Annotated in this window: 24 protein-coding genes and 4 tRNA genes; 10 read left to right on the forward strand and 18 right to left on the reverse strand. The window is 36.5% G+C overall.

Going from position 1 to position 21,407, the window contains the following annotated elements:
- The 8 genes from ACN5L8_RS14100 to lpxC all read right to left on the reverse strand — a co-directional run.
- Positions 1–101 (reverse strand): GTP-binding protein (locus tag ACN5L8_RS14100; RefSeq protein WP_419173376.1); only part of this gene is annotated, 101 nt, incomplete at its 3' end.
- 234 nt (positions 102–335) lie between these two features.
- A tRNA-Thr gene (locus tag ACN5L8_RS14105) sits at positions 336–410 on the reverse strand.
- An 80-nt stretch (positions 411–490) separates the two neighbouring features.
- Positions 491–566: transfer RNA gene (locus tag ACN5L8_RS14110), tRNA-Gly, on the reverse strand.
- Positions 567–623: 57 nt separating this feature from the next.
- Positions 624–709: transfer RNA gene (locus ACN5L8_RS14115), tRNA-Tyr, on the reverse strand.
- A 16-nt stretch (positions 710–725) separates the two neighbouring features.
- Positions 726–802: transfer RNA gene (locus tag ACN5L8_RS14120), tRNA-Thr, on the reverse strand.
- A 70-nt stretch (positions 803–872) separates the two neighbouring features.
- On the reverse strand, positions 873–1,628 hold the full coding sequence (locus ACN5L8_RS14125; protein ID WP_114705890.1) for a TrmH family RNA methyltransferase: 756 nt from the start codon (positions 1,626–1,628) through the stop codon (positions 873–875).
- Positions 1,628–3,346, reverse strand: a complete 1,719-nt coding sequence (locus tag ACN5L8_RS14130) for a proline--tRNA ligase (protein ID WP_120405580.1) — start codon at positions 3,344–3,346, stop codon at positions 1,628–1,630. The genes ACN5L8_RS14125 and ACN5L8_RS14130 overlap by 1 nt, the downstream gene beginning before the upstream one ends.
- A gap of 111 nt (positions 3,347–3,457) precedes the next feature.
- A complete protein-coding gene (gene lpxC / locus ACN5L8_RS14135; RefSeq protein ID WP_114705892.1) occupies positions 3,458–4,375 on the reverse strand; it encodes a UDP-3-O-acyl-N-acetylglucosamine deacetylase in 918 nt (305 codons plus the stop codon).
- 226 nt (positions 4,376–4,601) lie between these two features.
- Here lpxC and ACN5L8_RS14140 point away from each other — a divergent pair, with 226 nt between their 5' ends.
- Positions 4,602–5,024, forward strand: a complete 423-nt coding sequence (locus ACN5L8_RS14140; RefSeq protein ID WP_419173339.1) for a hotdog fold thioesterase — start codon at positions 4,602–4,604, stop codon at positions 5,022–5,024.
- A 1-nt stretch (position 5,025) separates the two neighbouring features.
- Here ACN5L8_RS14140 and ACN5L8_RS14145 read toward each other — a convergent pair whose 3' ends face one another.
- Genes ACN5L8_RS14145 through ACN5L8_RS14170 form a run of 6 tightly spaced genes read right to left on the reverse strand, consistent with a single transcriptional unit; the run spans position 5,026 to position 9,380 of the window.
- Positions 5,026–6,249, reverse strand: coding sequence for an amidohydrolase family protein (locus tag ACN5L8_RS14145; protein WP_419173340.1), 1,224 nt, complete (start codon positions 6,247–6,249; stop codon positions 5,026–5,028).
- A complete protein-coding gene (locus ACN5L8_RS14150; protein WP_419173341.1) occupies positions 6,250–6,996 on the reverse strand; it encodes a hypothetical protein in 747 nt (248 codons plus the stop codon).
- Complete coding sequence (ruvB, locus tag ACN5L8_RS14155) at positions 6,986–7,978, reverse strand: Holliday junction branch migration DNA helicase RuvB (RefSeq protein WP_419173342.1); 993 nt, start codon at positions 7,976–7,978, stop codon at positions 6,986–6,988. Before ruvB ends, ACN5L8_RS14150 begins: the two co-directional genes overlap by 11 nt.
- On the reverse strand, positions 7,979–8,632 hold the full coding sequence (gene ruvA, locus ACN5L8_RS14160) for a Holliday junction branch migration protein RuvA (RefSeq protein WP_114705898.1): 654 nt from the start codon (positions 8,630–8,632) through the stop codon (positions 7,979–7,981).
- Positions 8,633–8,637: 5 nt separating this feature from the next.
- Positions 8,638–9,177: a crossover junction endodeoxyribonuclease RuvC gene (ruvC, locus tag ACN5L8_RS14165; RefSeq protein ID WP_114705899.1), complete on the reverse strand. Its 540-nt coding sequence runs from the start codon at positions 9,175–9,177 to the stop codon at positions 8,638–8,640.
- Between the two features lie 29 nt (positions 9,178–9,206).
- Entirely contained in the window at positions 9,207–9,380 is a 174-nt protein-coding gene (locus ACN5L8_RS14170; protein WP_158536777.1) for a hypothetical protein, read from the reverse strand.
- Positions 9,381–9,444: 64 nt separating this feature from the next.
- Between ACN5L8_RS14170 and ACN5L8_RS14175 the strand changes: the two genes are divergently transcribed.
- The 4 genes from ACN5L8_RS14175 to ACN5L8_RS14190 all read left to right on the forward strand — a co-directional run bounded on the left by ACN5L8_RS14175 (position 9,445) and on the right by ACN5L8_RS14190 (position 12,257).
- On the forward strand, positions 9,445–10,308 hold the full coding sequence (locus ACN5L8_RS14175) for a bifunctional 5,10-methylenetetrahydrofolate dehydrogenase/5,10-methenyltetrahydrofolate cyclohydrolase (RefSeq protein WP_419173343.1): 864 nt from the start codon (positions 9,445–9,447) through the stop codon (positions 10,306–10,308).
- 15 nt (positions 10,309–10,323) lie between these two features.
- On the forward strand, positions 10,324–11,394 hold the full coding sequence (gene gcvT, locus ACN5L8_RS14180) for a glycine cleavage system aminomethyltransferase GcvT (protein ID WP_419173344.1): 1,071 nt from the start codon (positions 10,324–10,326) through the stop codon (positions 11,392–11,394).
- Positions 11,394–11,774 (forward strand): glycine cleavage system protein GcvH, encoded by a 381-nt coding sequence (gcvH, locus tag ACN5L8_RS14185; protein ID WP_120405586.1) that lies wholly within the window; start codon positions 11,394–11,396, stop codon positions 11,772–11,774. Before gcvT ends, gcvH begins: the two co-directional genes overlap by 1 nt.
- 186 nt (positions 11,775–11,960) lie before the next feature.
- Complete coding sequence (locus ACN5L8_RS14190; protein ID WP_114705903.1) at positions 11,961–12,257, forward strand: hypothetical protein; 297 nt, start codon at positions 11,961–11,963, stop codon at positions 12,255–12,257.
- Here ACN5L8_RS14190 and ACN5L8_RS14195 read toward each other — a convergent pair.
- The 4 genes from ACN5L8_RS14195 to xseB form a co-directional block, all read right to left on the reverse strand.
- A complete protein-coding gene (locus ACN5L8_RS14195; RefSeq protein ID WP_419173345.1) occupies positions 12,254–13,141 on the reverse strand; it encodes a TonB family protein in 888 nt (295 codons plus the stop codon). The genes ACN5L8_RS14190 and ACN5L8_RS14195 overlap by 4 nt on opposite strands.
- Positions 13,142–13,224: 83 nt before the next feature.
- The gene (locus ACN5L8_RS14200) at positions 13,225–15,972 is read right to left on the reverse strand and encodes a penicillin-binding protein 1A (RefSeq protein ID WP_412473900.1); all 2,748 of its coding nucleotides are present in this window, start codon (positions 15,970–15,972) and stop codon (positions 13,225–13,227) included.
- Entirely contained in the window at positions 15,969–16,748 is a 780-nt protein-coding gene (locus ACN5L8_RS14205; protein ID WP_419173346.1) for a hypothetical protein, read from the reverse strand. The genes ACN5L8_RS14200 and ACN5L8_RS14205 overlap by 4 nt, the downstream gene beginning before the upstream one ends.
- Positions 16,741–16,950, reverse strand: a complete 210-nt coding sequence (gene xseB, locus ACN5L8_RS14210) for an exodeoxyribonuclease VII small subunit (RefSeq protein ID WP_162929716.1) — start codon at positions 16,948–16,950, stop codon at positions 16,741–16,743. Before xseB ends, ACN5L8_RS14205 begins: the two co-directional genes overlap by 8 nt.
- A gap of 182 nt (positions 16,951–17,132) precedes the next feature.
- Between xseB and flgF the strand changes: the two genes are divergently transcribed.
- The 5 genes from flgF to ACN5L8_RS14235 are packed head-to-tail and all read left to right on the forward strand — an operon-like array spanning position 17,133 to position 21,400.
- Positions 17,133–17,918 carry a flagellar basal-body rod protein FlgF gene (flgF, locus tag ACN5L8_RS14215; protein WP_114705907.1) on the forward strand — a complete coding sequence of 262 codons (786 nt, stop codon included), beginning with the start codon at positions 17,133–17,135 and terminating at the stop codon, positions 17,916–17,918.
- Between the two features lie 6 nt (positions 17,919–17,924).
- Positions 17,925–18,770, forward strand: a complete 846-nt coding sequence (flgG, locus tag ACN5L8_RS14220) for a flagellar basal-body rod protein FlgG (RefSeq protein ID WP_233500235.1) — start codon at positions 17,925–17,927, stop codon at positions 18,768–18,770.
- An 18-nt stretch (positions 18,771–18,788) separates the two neighbouring features.
- Positions 18,789–19,640: a flagellar basal body P-ring formation chaperone FlgA gene (gene flgA / locus ACN5L8_RS14225; protein ID WP_412473901.1), complete on the forward strand. Its 852-nt coding sequence runs from the start codon at positions 18,789–18,791 to the stop codon at positions 19,638–19,640.
- Complete coding sequence (locus ACN5L8_RS14230) at positions 19,637–20,392, forward strand: flagellar basal body L-ring protein FlgH (RefSeq protein WP_419173347.1); 756 nt, start codon at positions 19,637–19,639, stop codon at positions 20,390–20,392. Before flgA ends, ACN5L8_RS14230 begins: the two co-directional genes overlap by 4 nt.
- Before the next feature lie 3 nt (positions 20,393–20,395).
- Positions 20,396–21,400 (forward strand): flagellar basal body P-ring protein FlgI, encoded by a 1,005-nt coding sequence (locus ACN5L8_RS14235; RefSeq protein WP_114705910.1) that lies wholly within the window; start codon positions 20,396–20,398, stop codon positions 21,398–21,400.
- Positions 21,401–21,407: the final 7 nt, after the last annotated feature.

Raw genomic sequence — 21,407 nt, forward strand, 5'->3', positions numbered from 1 at the left:
ATTGAAATTGCCGCTGTAAGAGTTGTCTTACCGTGGTCAACGTGCCCGATCGTACCAATGTTTACGTGGGGCTTACTTCTGTCAAAAGATTCTTTTGCCATGACTTAAGTCTCCTTAAAAAAGTTAAACAAAACCCTATTAGTTTGTCTTTATAAGCTATTTTTGAGTTGTAAGTATCGGATAAATTCAGAATAGATTCAACATAAAAAAAATGCCATCACTATAAAAACCGTACTTACAAATTTTATTTTCTCAAATTGATAACATAAAATTCTTGGATTGCCAGTAAAATCTATACTTAACAGCACAAAAAACGACAATTTAACTTAATTTAATGGAGCTCACGACGGGATTTGAACCCGTGACCTCTTCCTTACCAAGGAAGTACTCTACCCCTGAGCCACGCGAGCATCACAAGATGTGTACAGAGATTTTAATTGAAAACTTAGAAAAAAGGCAAAAAAAAAGCTCCCAAAAGGGAGCTTTTTAATGGAGCGGGCGACAAGGTTCGAACTTGCGACATTCAGCTTGGAAGGCTGACACTCTACCAACTGAGTTACGCCCGCATAAGATTTTATTTTTATAGCCTCTTTGAAATTATCTGTAAAGATATTTTTTCAAAGTGGTGGCGAGAGATGGATTCGAACCATCGAAGGGATACCCCGACAGATTTACAGTCTGTTGCCTTTGGCCACTCGGCAACCTCGCCACAATCGTAGTAAAAATGGAGCTGGCAATAGGACTCGAACCTACGACCTGCGGTTTACAAAACCGCTGCTCTAGCCAACTGAGCTATGCCAGCCCAAATTTCCTGCGATGGAAATAAGTTATAAAAGAGAACAAAAAATTTGGCAAGTTTTTTTTAAATAATTTTAAGAAAAAACTTTCTCCATCGCTATCGCCGCAGCAACAGAAACATTTAAGGACTCAATCTTTCCTATTGGTTCTAAACGAATTTTTTTCTCTAATAATCGTACAGAAGCGTGTGATAGACCTCTATCTTCCGCTCCTAGCACTAAACATTTGATTCCTGCTATTTCACCAATTTCATTATCATCTGTATGTTCTGTAAGTCCTACAGGTGTCACTCCTCGTTTTATTAGAGCAGATAAGAATTTTGGTAGTGAATTACATTTTACAATTTCAATATACTCAAGTGCACCAGAAGCAATTCTGGCCATTGAAGGTCCAATATTAAAATTATTTTTAACAGCAAAAACAATATGTGAAACATTATAAAATGCAGCTGTACGCATAATTGCTCCAGCATTATGTACATCAGTTACACCATCAAGGCATAATATTTTAACTTCTTCACCAGCATCTATTGCATCAAAAAGAGGTTTCGTTTCTGAAATACTCTTAGCGGAACTTACAAGAAGTACACCAGAAGGAACTCTTGAGTATTGAAAGTCTTCTTTAGCGTAGAGCTCTTTAGCAAGCTCTTGAACCTTATGTGAAGAAACAAGTTTTATATTTAAACCATCTAATTCATGCTTTTTGAGCCCTCCCATTTTATTGAGTTTTTCTAGCCCTTCTTCGCATGCGATAAGTTCTACTGTTGTTCTTTTAGGATTGCGAATTGCATGTACAATTGAATGAACACCAACAATTAAATCTTGTTCCATTACAGTTCCTTTAGTAACTCATTCACTTTAGATATTAAGTCTTCTTGAGACACTTTTATTTTTTCGCCAGAGCGACGTATACGAATCTCAAGCATACCATCTTCTTTATGATCTCTTTCACCAAGTACAACCTGGAGAGGTAAACCAAGTAGATCTGCATCCTTAAACTTAAATCCTGGTCCTGCCTTGCGGTCGTCATAGACAACTTCAAGACCACTATTGATTAGTGTTTTATATAGTTCGTTTGCTTTTTCTTTGTATTCTTCGGATTTTACAATCGCTACAAATGAAACATTATAAGGTGCTATAGCGGCCGGCCAAATGATTCCATTCTCATCATGGTTTTGCTCAATTGCAGCAGCAACTAAACGAGTTACACCTATTCCATAGCATCCCATAAGTGGTGCCATGGCCTTACCATTTTGATCTAAGATGGTAGCATCCATTCCCTTTGTATACTTATCTCCAAGTTGGAAGATATGACCAACTTCAATCCCGCGCTTTAATTCAACTTGATGCTTTCCATCAACAGTATAATCACCAGAGCATGCCAACCTTAGATCTGCTGTTTTAATTTGTTTAATAACTTCTTTTGGAACAAAGTTTTCTAAGTGCATATCAAGTTTATTAGCACCAACAACATATGCAGCATCTAGATCAACCTGAGTATCAAATACAATATCAAGGTTTGAGATTTCAACAGGACCAATAAATCCCTTAATAAGGCCAAGTGCCTTAAGTTCAGTGTCTGTAGCAGTTGTCACTTCATAGCCAGGATATACTTTTTCAAGTTTCAGCTCATTGAGCTCATCATCACCTAATAAAAGAACAAGAATAAACTTTTCTTCTTCATCATTTCTAGCTTTATAGACAAGTGATTTTAAAGAATGAAACTCATTCTTTTTTAAGAATTCACAAACTTCTTTAATTGTTGCTTTTCCAGGTGTCGACACTTCGGCCATACTTCCTGTTTTAGCAGCACTTTCAACTTTTCGTATTGTTTTAGCAGTTTCAATATTTGCGGCGTAATTTGCTTCATTTGAATAGATAATTGCATCTTCACCTGAATCAGCAATAACTTGAAATTCATGTGTTTTTGCATCACCATCGGCCATTGCACCACCATCTGCTACAACGGCAGAGAATTCTAGTCCAAGACGATTAAAAACATTTTCATAAGCTTCATACATTCTGTCATATACTTCATCTAAACATTCTTTTGTTGCATGAAAAGTATATGCATCCTTCATTATAAATTCACGGCCACGCATTAGCCCAAAACGAGGTCTGATTTCATCACGAAATTTTGTATTAATTTGATAAAGAGATAGAGGTAAATCTTTATATGACTTGATTGTTTTTCTAAAGACATCTGTGATGGCCTCTTCATTTGTTGGAGAAATACAAAGATCGCGATCAGCCTTATCTTTGAACTTAAGCATTTCACCGCCCATCTTTTCCCAACGTCCAGTTTCCTGCCAAAGTTCACCTGGAGTAACTACAGACATGAGCATTTCATAGCATCCGGCCTTATCCATTTCCTCACGAACAATTTGTTCAACCTTGCGAATCGAACGATATCCCATTGGTAGATAATTATATAATCCAGCAGCTGACTTATGAATCAAACCTGCTCTCATCATTAATTGGTGTGAAGCGATCGTTGCATCAGCTGGTACTTCTTTGTAAGTTTGCCAAAATCCCTTTGATAGAATCATGTAAATCTCTCTTTTAATTAATACGAAAAAACGTAAGATAATGAAAATTCAATATCATTGTACACGTGGTTGATCACGCTTTAAATGCTAAAATATTTTTATATAGACTGATTAGAATGACGGCGCAAGGGCCATGGGTAGATCAAATGCCTGTACTGCTTCTTTCTCTAAAGTAGTAGCTGAAACGATTTCGTAGGCATCTGGTGTTTCTAAAAGCTTACGACAAAGCACGTTGTGAACGTGGTGACCTGACATATAAGTAGTTATTTTTCCGGCAATTTCATAACCTAAAAGACTAATATCACCGATTGTATCAAGAATTTTATGTCTCACAAATTCATCGTTAAAACGAAGCCCATCAGGATTCATTACTTTGAAGTCATCAAGAACAACTGCATTATCGAGAGAGCCACCCTTAATTAAACCTTTTCTCTTAAGCATATCGACATCTCTTAAGAATCCAAAAGTACGTGCTCTTCCAATTTCATTTATATAATTTTCACAAGTAAACTCAAATTCTTTACGCTGTGTCTTAATAATAGGATGTTTAAAGACAATAGTTGAGTCAATTATTAGCTTTTCACAAGGCTCTATTCTGGCCCATTTTTCGCCAACTTTAACTTCCACTGGCTTTGTAACTACTAGAAATTTCTTCGTTTTATGTAATTGTTGGATACCTGTCTCTTTAATGACATATAAGAAAGAGGCACCTGATCCATCCATTGTAGGAACTTCTGGCCCGTCAATTTCGATAAAACAATTATTAATACCAAAACCGTAGAGAACAGAAAGTAAGTGCTCAACTGTGTGAACTGCGCCCGCACCAGAACCAATAGCAGTATTATTCTCAGTGGCCCCAACTGTCGTAGCAGTCGCCTTTAGGATCTCTGAGTCCTTAATATCTGTTCTTTTAAATGAAATACCAGAGTCTGCTTGAGCTGGATGCAGAGTCATAGAAACCTTCTCACCAGAATGGATTCCAATTCCCGTAATCGTAACTGTCTTAGCAATAGTTCGTTGGTTTAACATTTAAATTCACCTAATATTAAGTACTTCATTCCATTTTAAACTTTGCAGCAATATATAGCAAGTATCGTCAAATACCAGCAAAATATTACCAAATCTACCATGTTAAAGCTTTTTGTAACAAAAATTAACCAAGCCTTCCACTCTTTTAATAATAACCCTAAAATAAATGCATATGATAAAACAATATTAGCTTATCTAAATATAACACGTTCAAAAGGTTTTATTTATGAATATATGGAATGAAGAATTCGAATTAACTGACGTAAACAAGTTCAACAAAGGCTGTTGTGTCGAGCATCTCGATATTAGAGTGACAGACTTTGGTGATGATTATCTCGTGGCAACAATGCCAGTCGATGAGAGAACAAGGCAACCATATGGCGTCCTTCACGGAGGGGCAAGCTGTGTTTTAGCAGAATCTGTTGGCTCTATTGCTTCTAATTTAGTACTGGATTCTTCTAAGTACTATGCTGCAGGACTTGAGATAAACGCCAATCACGTTAGGCCAGTTCAAAGTGGGCTCGTTACGGCCAAGGCCAAAGTTGTCCATCTTGGAAAATCAACTCATATCTGGGATATCCGCATTACAGACGAGAAAGACAAATTAGTATGTATCTCTCGTCTGACAATGGCAGTTATTAAAAAATAGCTTATTTTTTTAAAAGACGTGTAGGCATTTCAAACGCTTCATCTGTGAGTTTTTCTCCAGTTTTGGGATGCCTTACTGTTCTTAATGCCACAAAGTGGAATAAGAGAGGATTGATTGAATAGATCTCGTTAAGAATATCTCTTTCCTCTTCTGTTATAAATCCTTTTTCAACCAGATCAGTAGTTCGATAGATCCAATTGATTGCAGGTAGTGGATAATCAGAACCATACATTACACGTGAATGAAATTGCTTATTCTCAATCATTTCAATTAAAGGCTGGCTTAGTCTTTCGTAGATAATTAATGCCGATAAGTCAGTGAATAAGTTCTTTTCATATTTCTTTTCTTTGAAAAGACGCCAAAATAGATCTGAACATTCTGCTTGTACTCCACCGTTATCCAGATCGGCACACTTACCTCTTGAGGCTGCATGAGAGATAATTACATCGATTCCCATATCAAGTGCAGGACGAAGACGAAGAGGATTACCAAGCTCTTGAAACTTATCTCCTTCAACGGCCTTTTCTTCACCTGCATGAGAGATCAGTGTCATGTCATATTTTTTCATCATCTTATAAAAAGGAAGAACTTTTTTATTTGAAGGATCAATCCCCATGGCATTTGGAAGCCATTTTACAAATCGAACACCTTGAGCGGCCCATTTTTCAAGCTCCTCAAGTGCATCCTTACGATATGGATGAATCGAAGCAACCATTTTAAAGTTGACAGGATTTTCTTTTACAACTTTAGCGATATATTCATTTGGAACATGAAACTCTGAGTGGTCTAAATCTATCGTGCCATCTAATTTATAGTGATAATCAAAAGCTAAAGCGTATGCTGGAATGAAATGAGGCTGATATCTCATCAATTCAGTTAAGCGTGCAATATATTGCTCATCGGCTTGTGATTCATCATCAACACCAGACGCCGTCATATAAACATTAAATCGATTATACTTAGACAGGTGATTAAACCAATCTTTCATATGTGGGTTAACCCAAATACCACTGCCACTATTTCCAAGGCCAACAATGTGTAAGTGAGTATCTCTTAATTTTTTTAAGTCTATTCCATCATATGACTTTTCGATGAATTCTCTTACGTGTTTAGGAAGCTTTTCGTATTCACTTGGTTCATAATCAAAGTCTCCACCAAGCTTCCCATAGAGCAATGAACATGATGTCATTAATAGTGCGAGTGCAAGTAATAAAATTTTCTTCATTTAAAATAACCTTAAACCTTTCTTATAATCATATTTCAATTGTAGTAGCATACTGAAGTGATTGCGATTAAATCGATCACGATTCCCACCCAGAACCACATCATAAGTCCACTTATCTTTTTTAAATTGATTTAAAAAACCAACAAATGTTTTATCCTGTTTTGTTTTTTCAGACCAAGTACGAAAATGAATAATTCCAAATGTGTACTTATCACTATATTGATATGCGATGATATTTCTCATGATGTTTACAATATCATCTGATTGGATCTCAAGTGTATGAAGGGCATTTGCTACCTCACCCTTAAAGTCGTAATCAAAGTAATCTCGTTGATAATCATTAATCATGACGAATTTCTTATATCCGAGAACACTATCAACTCTTAAATAAGAACGAGTTCCATCAGAGTCACAAACCTGAACATCACAATCAAAAGTATCTAACTCTTTTGAAGAGCGATAAACTTGTTCTGATCCTGCTACGAAACCAAGAATTGAAATTGGAAAGAGTTCAATCTTTCCACCAATCGTATTAATGGTTCCACTTGTCGTAAAATAAGCGGCTTCGCGAAGAAAGCCATAGATTTGATCATTATGGCGCCAAAGCTCCTGGTTAGCTCCACCTTCAATACGAGCGGCAGCACCTAGAGCATAGGAGCGAAACCCAGCTCCAGCGTGGAGATCATATGTTGCTTGTGAATTTAGGGATAAAAAAACTAAAACTAAGATAAAAAACTTATTTTTCATTAATCAACTCTTTTGCAATTTGTGAGATCTCGCGACCTCTTGGCGTACGTATTAAAAATCCTTCCTTAAGTAAGAAAGGCTCATAGACATCTTCAATTGTTGAACGATCCTCTGCTAAAGTTGCACAAAGTGCTTCAATCCCCACAGGGCCGCCACCATAGTATTCTTGGATAACTTTAAGAATTCGTCGATCCATTCGATCAAGTCCGCGCTCATCAATTTCCATCATTTCAAGAGATTTCATTACGTCATTGATATTTACATGTGATGAATCACGCACAATAGCAAAGTCTCTTACTCTTCTAAGAATTCGATTGGCAATTCGCGGAGTTCCCCTTGAGCACCTTGCCATTAAAAGCTCGGCGTCTTCATCAATTCCCAAGCTTAATTTCTTTGCATTATTAGAGATAATTTTAGCTAACTCTTCAGGTTGATAAAAATCAAAATGAAAGTGGGCCATAAAACGATCTCGAAGAGGATTTGATAATAAACCTGAACGAGTTGTTGCCCCAATTAAAGTAAAGGGAGCAATATCAATTTGCATTGTTCGTGCCGCAGCTCCATCTCCAATTACAATATCAAGTCGATAGTCTTCCATCGCTGAGTAAAGTATTTCTTCGACTGAGATATGCATGCGATGTATTTCATCAATAAAGAGAACGTCTCTTGCTTCTAAGTTAGTTAAGATAGCGGCAAGATCACCTTTCTTCTCAATGGCCGGTCCAGAGATAACGTGCAGATGACTTCCAAGTGCATTTGCAATAATCATGGCCAATGATGTTTTCCCAAGACCAGGAGGTCCCGATAAAAGAGCATGGTCCATAGACTGATTTCTCTTTACAGCAGAATTCACCATGACATCGATATTTTGAACAATCTTTTTTTGACCAATATATTCAGTAAAGTCTTTAGGCCTTAGAAGAACTTCTTTCTTTGTTTCCTCTTCACCTAGTTCAGGATCGAAAATTCGTTCATCAGACATTTAGACCTCTTTTAAAACGAGGTGAACTAATTGTTCAGCTCTAGTAATTTGATTCTCATCTAAGATTCTCTTAGCAAGAGGCATAACCTTATCTTCAGTAAAACCAAGTTCCTTACATGCCATTATGGCATCATTCATTAAAGCTGAATCATATGATGGTGTTGCATGAATTGTTTCTTCAATTATTTCGAGATTAAGAGTTGGCTGTATTACTGTATCTGGTACAGATGTAGCTGTTGCTGAAGCCTTAGAATACATTTTTATTTTTTGGGCTTTTCCACTTAAATCAAGAATGATTTGTGAAGCTGCCTTGGCACCAATCCCAGGAGCCTTTTGAAGTGTCTTCTTATTTTCAAAAAGAATTGCATCAATTATATTATCAACGCCAATACTCGTTACAAGAGCAAAGGCCCCTTTTGGACCAACACCTTTAACACTTAAGAGCATTTCAAATGCTTTCTTTTCACGAAGTGAACGAAACCCAAAAAGTTCCTCACTCGCCTCTTTAACAATATGTGAAATAAAAATTGCAGCAATTGAACCTTCCGGTAGAACGTGCTGAAAATAAATTTGGTGTCCGACACCTGAAGGTGAAAATAATATCAACTCGTTTCCGTCACTGAAAACGACTTCTCCTTGCAATAGTCCAATCATAAAACCTACTTAGAAAATACTTCTTTTAATGTACGCGCTTTTGTACGTGTTGATTTTCCCTTTATTTTTGCTCTTTGTCCACGATTCAACGCGTGACATAAGGCTATAGCAAGGGCATCTGACTCATCATGTGACTTAAAAGTAATCTTGCCAAAAATCATCGATAAGGCCTTATCAACACCTTCTTTAGTTGCATGGCCATGACCAGTGACAGTAGATTTTATTAAGTTTGGTGAATATTCTGTGATTTTTCCCTGATACTTCTCAGAAAGACCTGCGATAAGTGCTCCACGAGCTTGGGCCAATTTTGACAAAGCAGGGACGCTCTTTACATAGATGAGAGATTCAATTGAGATCTCATCAGGCTTGTGTAGTGAAACAATATCTTTAATTGACATCGAAATAGTAGCGAGACGATCAAGAAATTCCGGTATCTTATCAAATTTTAAGACACCCGAGTCAATGTATTTAAATTTTCGCCCCTCAACTTCAATCACAGCCCAACCAGTGGTACGAGATCCTGGGTCAATTCCAAGAATATACATAACTCTTAGTATAAACGAAAAATTCGAATTTACGAGCGATCTACGCCTTTTATCATATGACCGATATAAAATACTGCTGAGCCACCAATGAATTGATAAAGTTCGAGCATTTCATAATCACCTTTTTGCAATCCAGCAAAAAGACAGAGACCAACTGAGGCAAAGCCTATTAATTGTAGTGCTAATCCTAACCAAAAAAACATAAATCAATGAATACGATGTAATTCTGAAATTGCCAATACTTAGTGTTAAAGATAATATAGATCGATGCAAAAAGAAGCTAAATTACTATATGCTCAGCCCGTTATTGAAAAACAGGTTGAAGTCCTCAAAGATGAGTGTAAATCCTTAAAGTCTAAGGGTATAACTCCTTGCTTAAAGGTAATCCTTGTTGGCAATAATCCAGGAAGCATTATTTACACAAATAGTAAGAAAAAATTTGCAGAAAAAATTGGAGCTAATTGTGAGATCATCAATCTTGATGAATCCACAGGAGAAGAAGAGTTTCTAAAAGTCGTAAACGAATTCAATAATGATGATTTAGTTCACGGTATTCTTATTCAACTCCCACTACCAAAAAGCTTATCGCAAATTGATACCACAGATCTTGTTGTTCCTCATAAAGATGTCGATGGTTTTCATTATGAAAATGTCGCTAAACTTTATCGTGGTCAACTTGGTGAGACATCCATGATTCCATGTACTCCAAAAGGAATTGTGACCATGGCCAAGTATTATGGAATTGATTTTGCAGGTAAGAGTGTTGTTATTGTTGGAAGAAGTCTTATCGTAGGAAAGCCTCTTTCTCTTCTACTATCCAATTTAAATGCAACAGTAACTTTAGCTCACTCAAAAACACAAAACCTAAAAGATTTAACTAAAACCGCAGATATAATCGTCACAGCAATCGGTTCTCCAAAACTATTCACAAAAGAATATTTTAGAGATGATAATTCTCAGATAATTTTTGATGTTGGAATCAATCGCAGTGAAGATGGAAAATTATGTGGAGATTGTGACTTTGCTAATATCAAAGATCAAGTTGCAGCAATAACACCTGTTCCAAAAGGTGTAGGGCCAATGACAATCTTTAGTGTTTCACAAAACCTCATTAGCGCGGCCAAAAAATAAAATACAAGGACATTTATGAAACAAACATCCCTAACACAGGCCCATCGCGACCTAAAAGCAAAAATGGCAGACTTCGCTGGTTATGAAATGCCTATTCAATATGCAGGAGTAAAGGCAGAAGTTGAAGCTGTCAGAAATAATATTGGTGTCTTTGATGTCTCACATATGGGTGAATTCTTTGTTGAAGGTAAAGATGCTATCGCATTTGTTGACTATATCTTAACTAATGATTTTGCTGGTGCGCAAACAGGTAAAGCTGTGTACTCACCTCTTTGCCGCGAAGACGGAACTGTAGTCGATGATCTTATTGCTTATAAATTGGCCGATGAAAAGATTATGATTTGTGTTAATGCTGCAAATATCGAAAAGGACTGGAGTTGGATTTCCTCAAAAACCGATGGCTTTGATATTTCATTAACAAATAAATCGGATGATTATTCCCTATTAGCGATACAAGGACCAAAGACTGAAGAGGTACTTGCTTCACTAGGTTTTGAGTCCGTTACGAATGCACAATACTACTCAGCTTACGAAAGTGAATGGAGTGGTTGCGACATTATTATGGCACGAACTGGATATACAGGAGAAGATGGTTTTGAAATTTTTGGAGGCCATGAAACAATTAAGAAATTATGGGCACAGCTTTTAAATGCTGATGTAACTCCATGTGGACTTGCATCTCGTGATGTGCTTAGACTAGAGGTATGTTATCCACTTTACGGCCATGAACTGAATGATGAGTTGACACCACTTGATGCAGCACTCAAATGGACTGTTAAACTTAAAAAAGAAAAGTTTATTGGAAAAGAAGCATTAGATGGATTAACTTCAAAGTATCGTCTAGTGAAGTTATCAATTGATAAAGGTATACCTAGAGAAGGTTATCCTATTTTAAATGAGCAAGATGAAGTTATTGGAAAAGTTACAAGTGGAACAATGTCAGTAACAAACTCCCAAGGTATCTGTCTTGGACTCGTACAAAGAGAACATTTTCCAGAAAATAAAAAATTTAAAATACAAATTAGAAAGAATATTATAGATACTAATTACCATACAAAACCATTTGTTAGCGGAGGACATAAATAATGAACAACATTCCAACAGAACTAAAATATACTAAAGAACATGAGTGGGTAAAAGCAGAAGGTGATATCGTAACTGTTGGTATTACAGACTTCGCACAAAACTCTCTTGGTGATATTGTTTTCGTTGAACTTCCAGAAGTAGGACAAGAGTTTTCAAAAGATGATACTTTTGGTGTAGTTGAATCAATCAAGTCAGCAAGTGATCTTTATCTTCCAGTATCAGGTGTTGTAACAGAAGTTAATGAAGAGCTTCCTGATACACCAGATAGTCTTAACTCTGATCCATATGATTCATGGATGGTTAAAGTAAAAATGACAAATCAAGATGAGTTAAGTGACCTTTTAAGCAACGAAGATTACGAATCTCTGTGTCAAGAATAATTATTAGAAAATAACTTTTTCTATCATATCAAGGCCCTCTTATAGAGGGCTTTTTTGTATTTCAAACACTTACAAATTCAACATAAAAAATATTTCCATTACCACAATTTTTTCCTTTACGAATGAATGCTAAGGCCTCATACTCCCAATTCTCACTGATATCGAATAAATTGAGACGGGTATTAAATGCACAATAATCAAGAATCTATTCAGCTAATCAACACAGCAATCATTAAGGGTAAAGAAAGAAAGATCGATACTACTTATGAGGATAGATTAAGTCAGGCTTGCAACTCTTCAGCAATCGCAGCGATTTCAAATGCAATTGAACAATTAGCAGAAACTGATCGTATCTCTTACGATCAAGCAGCTATTAAAATTGTGGAAACTATCAAAGAGCTTGATCAAGTTTGGACTGACTATGTTCTTATGGAAGGTATCAACAATATCAAGAAAATGCTTAAAGGAAATACAAAGCACTAGTTCTTTGTAACGGCAAATCCCCAGTCAATATTTGCGAAACCATTTTTCACCATTCCAGCTGGTGGATTTGGAAACGGTCCTGCTTTATTAAAGGATTCAACCGCTGCATCATCTAGGTCTTTTACTCCAGACGAGCCTTGAACTATAACATTAACAATGTGACCTTTTTCATTTAAAACAACGCGCACATTTGTTAGAAATTTACTTCCTGCTGGGCCTCTGCGGTTTTGACGATAGATCGCCTCCATCTTCTCTCTTAAAGTGCTGCCCCAGTGCTGCTCTAATTGTTGCTTTATTCGAAAGTAGAAACCGTAATACTTATACTCTGTTGTATTTAGCTTAGTAATATCCCCTAATTTAATATCTTCTAAATGGTCATTTGAGCTAGCAATCCCGCGACTATTCTCTGCGCCTGTTTTGGTACCTTTAACTAGGTTTTGATCTTTTTCTAAAGAGGTATTTTGCGATACTGCAAAGTCTTGAAAACTAATACGTCCTGTTTTTGACTTCGTTAACTTTCTCTTATTTTGCTTCTTTGCTTTCTTCCCTTGAGCCTTTTGGTCAACTTTAGCATTACCAAGGCCCCCAAGATTAAAAGAATCCACAACTTTTGCCTTCGTCTCTCGGTCAACTTTATTATTAGTTTCACTAAGAAACTTGGCCTTATCAACGAGTTCCTGATTGGCCTTTGCTGTAGTGACAATCTGTCGGGCCTTATTATTTAACTTAAGACGAATGCGTTGAGGCTCTTTCTTATCGAGCTTAGGCAGAGAGAGCATACTCAGAGAAGTCATTTTGGAAGGCATCATCACAAGATGCACAAGTAGCGATGCAGCGATCGCTAGATAGATATAAGTTCTGTGTTTTTTATGAACTAATTCCAAAAAAGGCTCCGAGAAGATGCGCTTTATGCGCTCTTACTATGTCTTCTCGGATAAAATAGCGGAATATTTACGACAAATTTTAATTAATTGTTAAAGAAATCGTCATCTTCTAGGATCGCTCCAGATTCCTGACTATTTTCCTCTTTTTTAAAGTAGTTATTCTTTGAATTTGAACCTGGCTCTGTTCCCTCAACAAAACTTTCCAAAAACTTAGGCCCTGATCCAGTTGCAAGCTCACCAGTTTTCTTATCAATAGAAACATTTACGATTCCAGGAGGCATTTGGAAATCACGCTCACCATAGATTTGAATTGAGCGCTTCATGTATTCATTCCAGATAGGAAGAGAAGCTTTTGTTCCCGTCTCTGGCCAACCCATAGATCGATTGTCATCCATCCCTGTCCAAACACCAGTTACAATATTTTGAGAGAAACCAAGAAACCATGCATCCACATAACTACTTGTGGTTCCAGTCTTACCACCTATGAATTGACTTGTACTAAGTGCTCGTCGTCCAGTTCCGTAATGCACGACACCTTTTAAGAGATTCGTCATAATGTAAGCCAGACGTGGGTCATAGACTTGTTCTTCATTTAAATTTAATAGATATGGATTAACAGCTTCTTTTTCAAATTCATTATGCTCTTTTCCATTTTCATTTTTTTCACGAACATTTTCTGGACGATTTTCATCCTTTGACTCTCTTGCTAACTTTTCAAGTTCAAGTTTTGATTGAGTCGCAAAATCATCTTGAAAGAAGTACTCCTTACCATTTCGATCTGTAATTGAAATAATCGACTTTGGTAGAACCTTCTTTCCACCATTTGGAAAGATTGAATATGCTCGAATCATTTCAAGTAGTGTTACTCCAAATGATCCTAAAGATATTGAAAGATCATTTGGCATATCAGCATGAAAATCAATACGATCTAAGAAGTTAAAGATTTTATCCATCCCTAAATCAAGGGCCAGCTTAATTGTTGGTATATTACGACTATGTTCAAGAGCTTCCCTTAAGGTCATAGGCCCTTTAAACTTACCATCATAATTTCTCGGCTTCCAATTTAACTCTTGATTAGCACCACCAAGGGCCTCCGGTGTGTCGAGAATGATTGTATTAGGAAGGTAACCATTTTCTAAAGCGGCTGCAAAGAGAAGAGGCTTAAATGCAGAACCTGGCTGACGCTTTGATTGTAAGGCACGATTAAACTCACTCTTGTCAAAGTCTACACCTCCAACCATTGAAACAACTTCACCAGTGAATGGATTTAAACTCATCAGTGCTGCTTGAACCTCAGGCTCCTGTTCTAGAGCACACATCAAATAATTTTGATCCTTTAGGTGCTTATAATCCTTCATGCGCCTAAAATCATCACGATAAGTTTTATAAATTGTATTCTCTAGCTTAGTACTAAAGTCAGTGATGCGAACTTGAATAACGTCACCCTTTTTAAGGATCGTATTTGGATTTTTAACATAACCCCAATATTTAACATTATCAGTAATCGCTCTTTCGTGTGCCCAACGATAATGATGATAAGGTATTACGCCAGTTATCCCACCGACAGAAATAATTATATTTCTCATACGGCTATCAAGACGAAGAACGACAGCTTTATAAAGCTTGTCTTTTTCTAAGTATTTAAGAAGTTGGTCTTCACTATTATAACCAGTGTAAAAACGCGAAGAATATAGTTTAGACATCTGTTCCTGAGTAAACTCTTTAAGAACCTCTAACTCATCTTCTTGCATTTGAATTTCATATTCTCTTTCATTATCTTCAGTCAGAGTAAAGTAATTAGACTTATCTTTATAAAGGTCCTTTCTAAACTTTTCGATATATTCATCTAGCTTTTCAAGATCGATATGACCAACAGGACCTTTATATCCTTGTCTCTTATCAATTTCTTTCGCCCCTTCTAAAATACTCTCTTCGGCAGTTTTTTGAAGTTCGTAATTAAGAGTCGTTTGAACAGTAAACCCATTAGTTAAGAAGTTTTCCTCGCCAACGATATCAATTGCTTGACGACGTACCCAATCAGTAAAATAGCCAGCTAAAAAAGGACTATTCTTACGTAGTTGATATTTAATCTTTTCTTGTAATGCTTCTTGATATTCTTCTTTTGTAATTTTCTTATTAGCAAACATTCTACCTAGAACATAGGCTTGTCTTGTTTTTGCATGTTGAGGATTTCGATAAGGAGAATACTTTCCAGGAGCAACTAAAAGTCCAGCAATAAGAGCGGACTCTGCGACTGTGGCCTCACTTAATTCCTTATTAAAGTAACCTTCAAAAGCAGATTTAATTCCGTAATATCCTCCACCTAGATACACTTGATTAAGATATAAATAGAGAATCTCTTTCTTATTAAAACGTTTCTCAATTTTTTGTGCCAAAAGAAAGTCTTTTATCTTACGAGTTATTGACCTTTCTGAAGTTAATAGAAGTGATTTTGCGACCTGCTGAGTAATCGTTGAACCACCTTGAACAACACGTCCGGCCTTGATATTGGCAACAAATGCACGAAGAACACCGACGTAATCAACACCTTCGTGTTCGTAGAAGTTTGAGTCCTCTGCTGATAAAAAAGCATCAACAACCCTTGGAGGGATATCATCAAACTCAACTAACTCTCGGTTTTGTTTCCCTATATTATAAAGTATCACGCCATCCTTAGATAATATCTTTGATTTAATTGGTGGATTATAATCTGCAAGGCTACTGATTTTTGGCAGTGTAAATGAAAAGTACACTAAGACAGAAAAGCAAGCGAGTCCTCCAATCAAAACTAGAAAGGACATTAAGACGACTAATCGTTTAAAATATTTCATAAATTCTCTTTTATTATTTCACACTTCTTAACTAAGCTGTAATTTTGCTTTGGCATATTGATTTGAACCATTTTACCATTTATATGATTTTTAGAAACCGATAACTTTTTATCATATGAGAAGAAAAAAACTTTATTTGCAATTAAAGGTGAACCCTTTTTTAGATCGACTTTATAAACACCGTTCATAATTAATTTATTCAATTTAATATTATTTCTTATATTGCTATCGATATCACCTTTAGTATCAAAGGAAATTGTTTTATCTTTCGGCTTTGCAAGATAGAGGGCCACCGTTGAGCGCTTAATCGCTCTCTTAGAAAGAGAAAGCTCTTCGAGCATATCATCGATATCCTCTTTATCTTTAAGTCTGAAGAATTTCCATTTAACAAGTTCAGGCTTCTTAGTCTGGGAAAAGAGGGCGGCCACAACAGCAGACTTCCCTAGGCCAGCTACAAAATTAATTTTCACGTCACTCTTTAGTAAACAAGAAACGTAGTCCATCACATCGGTATTATAAGATGAATTTGGACCGATAATAATTCCAGCAGTCTGAATTCTTTCAACCTCTTCAACAACGCTTTCACTTGCAACTTGTCCTGGGCCATATTCCGTATAAGAGGACTTCTCATCTACATCTGGAACAACCTGCTGATCATCGGTATCAACGGAGATGGTAACAACTCTATCCTCACTAGTTGCGCGCTCCTTTGTTTGGCATGTATTACTTAATAAAAGTAAGACGAGAAATGTTAAGATGAAATTTATCTTATTCAATCTCTTTTTCTTCCAGCTTATCTGTAAGTTCTAGAACTTTTTTCTCAACTTTTTCAAGGTAGCCTTTACTATCAGTATATAGTTTCACTCCCTCTTCAAAGTTCTTTAAGCTATCGTCTAAAGTTAACTCACCAGACTCAAGCCCATGAACTAGTTCCTCTAATCTTTGTAGGTTTTTTTCAATATCAATCTTCTTGGCCATATTTCACCGTGTCATTTTTTCAACATTAATAGATCTTCAATGACATAATATTCCCATACTTTACGTATTCTTTAAATAAAAATGCGTAATAATGGACACTTACATCATGGGTCAATTTTACCTATGTAGGTAATTTGGCACCTCGGTTGATATAGTAGAAGAAGAATTTGCCAGGAGGGCAGATGAAAGAATTATGGGTACCGCTATCCGGTGCAATCGCACAACAACAGAAAGTTGATACAATTGCCAATAATGTTGCAAATGCCAACACGCCAGGCTTTAAAAAAGATCAACTCGCATTCAAAGAGTATCTAACGGCCCTCGATAAAGGGACGCAGGATATCGACTTGCCTAATAAAGAATGGGCGCCAGAAGACTTCTACCGTAGTTATGGAGCAGAACATGCAATGGTAAAAGTAGATGGCTCATATACAAACTTTAAGCAAGGGACGCTCTCTCCTACAAGTAATCCACTCGATATTGGACTACGAGGGAAGGGATTTCTAACCATCGATACTCCAAAAGGTATTCGCTATACACGAAGAGGTACTCTTTCATTACGACAAGATGGAATTCTAACGACACAAGAAGGATATCCAGTCATTGGCCGTGATGATAATGAGCCAATTGCAATCCCACCAGGGACAAAGAATATTACCATCGCATTAGATGGAGCAGTTTATGCCAATAATAATCAAGTTGGCGCACTTAATATTGCTGAATTCAATGATATTCATGCCCTAAGGAAAGAAGGGAACTCATTATTTGTGAATAATAATGAGGGCAATCTAAAAGAACAAACAAACACATCAATCCATCAAGGCTTTGTGGAACAATCAAATGTTAATGCTGTATCTGAAATGTCAGACCTTATTAAGGCGCACAGACATTTCGATTCAATTCAAAAAGCAATTAAAACTTATGATTCAATTAGCTCTAAAGCAGTTAATGAGATGATTAAATTCTGAGGTAATATGAAGAACTTTATACTATTTATTACATTTCTATTCATGGCCCGTTACTCATTTGGAATGATGAAGGCACTCGATATTTCAGCAACAGGTATGGCCACACAAGAGATGCACGTTAATACGATATCTAACAACGTGGCAAACCTAAATACAATTGGCTATAAAAAACAAAGAGCTGAATCTCAAGAGCTTATGTATGAAACAATCAAGGAAGCTGGATCGAGATCAGATGCTAATTCTAACTACACTATTGGTGTACAAGTTGGTTCTGGCTCTAAGATCAGTGGAGTAAGAAAAGTATTTTCTGCTGGTGCTCCTAAAGTAACAAATAACCCTTTTGATCTTATGATCAATGGTGATGGCTTTTTCGGCATTATTAAACCAAATGGAGAACTTCGTTTTACTAGAGATGGTGCTTTTAATGTAAATGCTCAAGGACAACTAGTCACAAAAGAGGGCTATCAAGTATTTCCTGGAATAACATTTCCTCCAGGTGTTGCAAGCGTCAGCATTGGAAATGACGGAACATGTGAAGCCTACTTTACAGGACAAGTTGAACCACAAAACGTAGGACAAATTCCAGTTTTTACATTCGTAAATAATCCGGGACTACACTCTGACGGAAATAACCTTTATCGCCAAACAACGGCCAGTGGACAACCGATCCAAGGAATTGCAGGCGTAAACAATACAGGATCACTACAACAAGGTGCCCTAGAGATGGCAAATGTTAGTCTTATGAATGAGATGACTGATCTAATCAAGGCACAAAGAGCATATGAAATGAACTCTAAAGTAATGGGTGTTGCTGATCAAATGCTACAAACAGTTAATAACATCACAAGGTAATAAGGTTAATACGAAAAGATGATTAAAAAATTAATTATTCCATTCTTATTCACTTCATTAACAAGCTCGATGACAAGTGCTTGTAAAGTATCATTTGCTGATAAAGTATATCGTGTGAACAATGCTAGAGTGACATTCACTCAACAAGGTTGTAACCGCAGTCAGATTGAAATCTTAAATGAAATCCTTCAAGAAGTGACTGGAAACTTAAACCTTCATCATAGCCGTGAGCTAGCGCAAAATCAGATTCAATTAATGACTAAAGAAACTGTTTTTGTAAGTCTTGAAGACAGTATAAAAAATCAATTTTCGATACCTCATAACTGGAAAGTAGAATTCCACTCAAGAAAACCTCTCGAGTCTATTTCTGTAGATCGACTAACTTCATTAGAGTTTGCATGTAATCAATGTAAAAAGCTCGGAAGAAATAAAGTAAAAATCACATATGACAACAAAATAAAATGGTTAGATATAGAAGTAAAAAAACCTGTAAAAGCTGTTGTTGCAACTAATGAGATAAACTTAAGTTACAAGTCTATTGATAAAAAAAATGTGAAGAAGAAAACAATTTATACAACAGATGAAAAAGCTGTTTTTAAGAATATCGAAGAGATTCCATTTTATAAATCAAACAAAGTGATCTCTCCAGGTGAAGTAATTAAAAAGAGAGACCTCACTCCAATAAACTTAGTATCTTTTGGTGTGCCAGTTAAAGTCACACTTATAAATAACGGAATTAAATTATCAGGGACAGGTACGCCATTATCTGTTGGTAAGCTAGAAGACTTTATTAAAGTTAAAAATGTGAAAACCAACAAAGTATATACAGCAAAGGTCGTCGGTCTCAACGAAGTAAAGGTTGAATTATGAGATTGTATTTATTATTAGTTTTTTCATTGATGACTACTTCATGTGCTAACTACATCAGTAAAATGTATACAGAACTTGATGGGCCACAAAGAAGACAAGTTGAGCAACAACGTCGTGCAAATGCAGATAGTAAATTTGACCAATATCGCCGATCGAGAAGAAGTGCAGATGCACCACAAGACAGAAGAAGTCTTACTTCAACGACTCGACCAAATGTACAGCCTCAGGTTAAAAGACAATATTCTAAAACAGTAAGTCCTCGAGTTACTGCAAGTAATTTTTATGACAATAGAAATGATGGAAGCCTTTGGGCCGGTGACGGTAACGAGAATTACCTTTTCACAAAAAATAAATGGAAAAGAAATGGAGACATTATTTTAGTTAATGTTCAAACACGTTTAAAAAATGAAATTACAATGGAATTAAAACGTGCTTTTCCACCAATTCCTAAACTTGGCGCAACATCGAATAAAGAAGGTGAACAACAGCCTGGACAACAAGCTGCCGCTGAAGGTGCTGGCGATGATGAAGACAAAAGCGCAGACAGCAAGATTCACGATAAGATCTCTGGGGTTATTGTAGAAGAAATCAGTCGTGATCACCTATTAGTACGTGGTCAGAAAAATGTATTATTTAAAAATCGTAAACACTTAATTGAGCTACAGGCACTCATCTCTCGTAAAGATATTAATGAAGATGACACTGTAAATTCGACAAAGTTCTTAGAAAGCTCTGTTACAGTATTGAGGTAATAAATGTTTAAAAAGCTAATTTTTGGATTGATTCTTCTTTCATTTGGAACGCATGTCGATGCAAAGATGAGTCGATTAAAGGACCTTGTCGATGTTAAGGGTGTTCGTAAAAACCCTATCGTAGGGTACGGACTTGTCGTCGGCCTTAATGGAACTGGAGATGGTGGTGGAGAAATTACGAATACATCACTAAAGCGTATGTTTCAAAAGCTTGGACTGAATCCACAAAATGAAATCAGCTCAAAAAATGTCGCAGCAGTTATTGTAACAGCGCAATTGCCATCATTTAGCCGTGTCGGTCAAAAAATAGATGTAACGATCTCTTCAATTGGAGATGCTTCATCACTAGCTGGAGGGACTCTTTTAATCACTCCACTAAAAGGTGGTGATGGAAATGTTTACGCTGTAGCAAATGGCCCGATCTCTATCGGTGGCCTTGACAAGGGAAAGAAGTTTGCAACAACTGGCCTAATTCCACACGGTGCCACAGTAGAGCGTGAACTGAAGTTAAATTTCGACAAAAAGAAGTCATTACGTCTTGCTCTGAAAAACCCAGACTTTACGACAGCTGCTCGCATTGAAAAAACAATCAACCAAGAACTTGGTGGAAAATATGCAATAGCAAAAGACTCAAATACTGTGGATATCATCATCCCTATTCAGTATCAGAGAAAAATAGTTCAGCTTCTAGCAATCATTGAGAATTTTCGAGTTCACACTGATCGCATTGCAAAAATTATCATCAATGAACGCACAGGTACAATTGTTGCCGGCGGAGATATTGCTGTAAAACCTGTAGCGATCTCACACGGTGGGCTAAATATCCAAGTAAATAACCAGGATAAAGAAGGCACGCCTGAAAATGTAAAATTTGTGGATAAGTCCACAACGCTTAATGAATTAGTGAAGAGCTTAAATGCTCTTGGTGCAACACCGGAAGACCTTATTTCGATATTTCAAGCACTTAAGCGAAATGGTGCTCTAATTGGAGAAATTGAGTTAATTTAAGTTTGCA

Origin of the sequence: Halobacteriovorax sp., assembly GCF_048381875.1 — a bacterium.
Taxonomy (GTDB): Bacteria; Bdellovibrionota; Bacteriovoracia; order Bacteriovoracales; family Bacteriovoracaceae; genus Halobacteriovorax_A; species Halobacteriovorax_A vibrionivorans.

Excerpts from the sequence above, each read along its gene's own strand:
- ACN5L8_RS14200 (WP_412473900.1), bottom strand. The coding sequence starts at position 15,972 with ATGAAATATTTTAAACGATTAGTCGTCTTAATGTCCTTTCTAGTTTTG.
- flgF (WP_114705907.1), top strand. The coding sequence starts at position 17,133 with ATGAAAGAATTATGGGTACCGCTATCCGGTGCAATCGCACAACAACAG.
- lpxC (WP_114705892.1), bottom strand. The coding sequence starts at position 4,375 with ATGTTAAACCAACGAACTATTGCTAAGACAGTTACGATTACGGGAATT.
- xseB (WP_162929716.1), bottom strand. The coding sequence starts at position 16,950 with ATGGCCAAGAAGATTGATATTGAAAAAAACCTACAAAGATTAGAGGAA.
- ACN5L8_RS14130 (WP_120405580.1), bottom strand. The coding sequence starts at position 3,346 with ATGATTCTATCAAAGGGATTTTGGCAAACTTACAAAGAAGTACCAGCT.
- ACN5L8_RS14230 (WP_419173347.1), top strand. The coding sequence starts at position 19,637 with ATGAGATTGTATTTATTATTAGTTTTTTCATTGATGACTACTTCATGT.
- ACN5L8_RS14140 (WP_419173339.1), top strand. The coding sequence starts at position 4,602 with ATGAATATATGGAATGAAGAATTCGAATTAACTGACGTAAACAAGTTC.
- ACN5L8_RS14170 (WP_158536777.1), bottom strand. The coding sequence starts at position 9,380 with ATGTTTTTTTGGTTAGGATTAGCACTACAATTAATAGGCTTTGCCTCA.
- ACN5L8_RS14150 (WP_419173341.1), bottom strand. The coding sequence starts at position 6,996 with ATGAAAAATAAGTTTTTTATCTTAGTTTTAGTTTTTTTATCCCTAAAT.
- ACN5L8_RS14190 (WP_114705903.1), top strand. The coding sequence starts at position 11,961 with ATGCACAATAATCAAGAATCTATTCAGCTAATCAACACAGCAATCATT.
- ACN5L8_RS14145 (WP_419173340.1), bottom strand. The coding sequence starts at position 6,249 with ATGAAGAAAATTTTATTACTTGCACTCGCACTATTAATGACATCATGT.
- flgA (WP_412473901.1), top strand. The coding sequence starts at position 18,789 with ATGATTAAAAAATTAATTATTCCATTCTTATTCACTTCATTAACAAGC.
- ruvC (WP_114705899.1), bottom strand. The coding sequence starts at position 9,177 with ATGTATATTCTTGGAATTGACCCAGGATCTCGTACCACTGGTTGGGCT.
- ACN5L8_RS14235 (WP_114705910.1), top strand. The coding sequence starts at position 20,396 with ATGTTTAAAAAGCTAATTTTTGGATTGATTCTTCTTTCATTTGGAACG.
- ruvA (WP_114705898.1), bottom strand. The coding sequence starts at position 8,632 with ATGATTGGACTATTGCAAGGAGAAGTCGTTTTCAGTGACGGAAACGAG.
- ACN5L8_RS14125 (WP_114705890.1), bottom strand. The coding sequence starts at position 1,628 with ATGGAACAAGATTTAATTGTTGGTGTTCATTCAATTGTACATGCAATT.
- ACN5L8_RS14175 (WP_419173343.1), top strand. The coding sequence starts at position 9,445 with ATGCAAAAAGAAGCTAAATTACTATATGCTCAGCCCGTTATTGAAAAA.
- flgG (WP_233500235.1), top strand. The coding sequence starts at position 17,925 with ATGAAGAACTTTATACTATTTATTACATTTCTATTCATGGCCCGTTAC.
- gcvH (WP_120405586.1), top strand. The coding sequence starts at position 11,394 with ATGAACAACATTCCAACAGAACTAAAATATACTAAAGAACATGAGTGG.
- gcvT (WP_419173344.1), top strand. The coding sequence starts at position 10,324 with ATGAAACAAACATCCCTAACACAGGCCCATCGCGACCTAAAAGCAAAA.
- ruvB (WP_419173342.1), bottom strand. The coding sequence starts at position 7,978 with ATGTCTGATGAACGAATTTTCGATCCTGAACTAGGTGAAGAGGAAACA.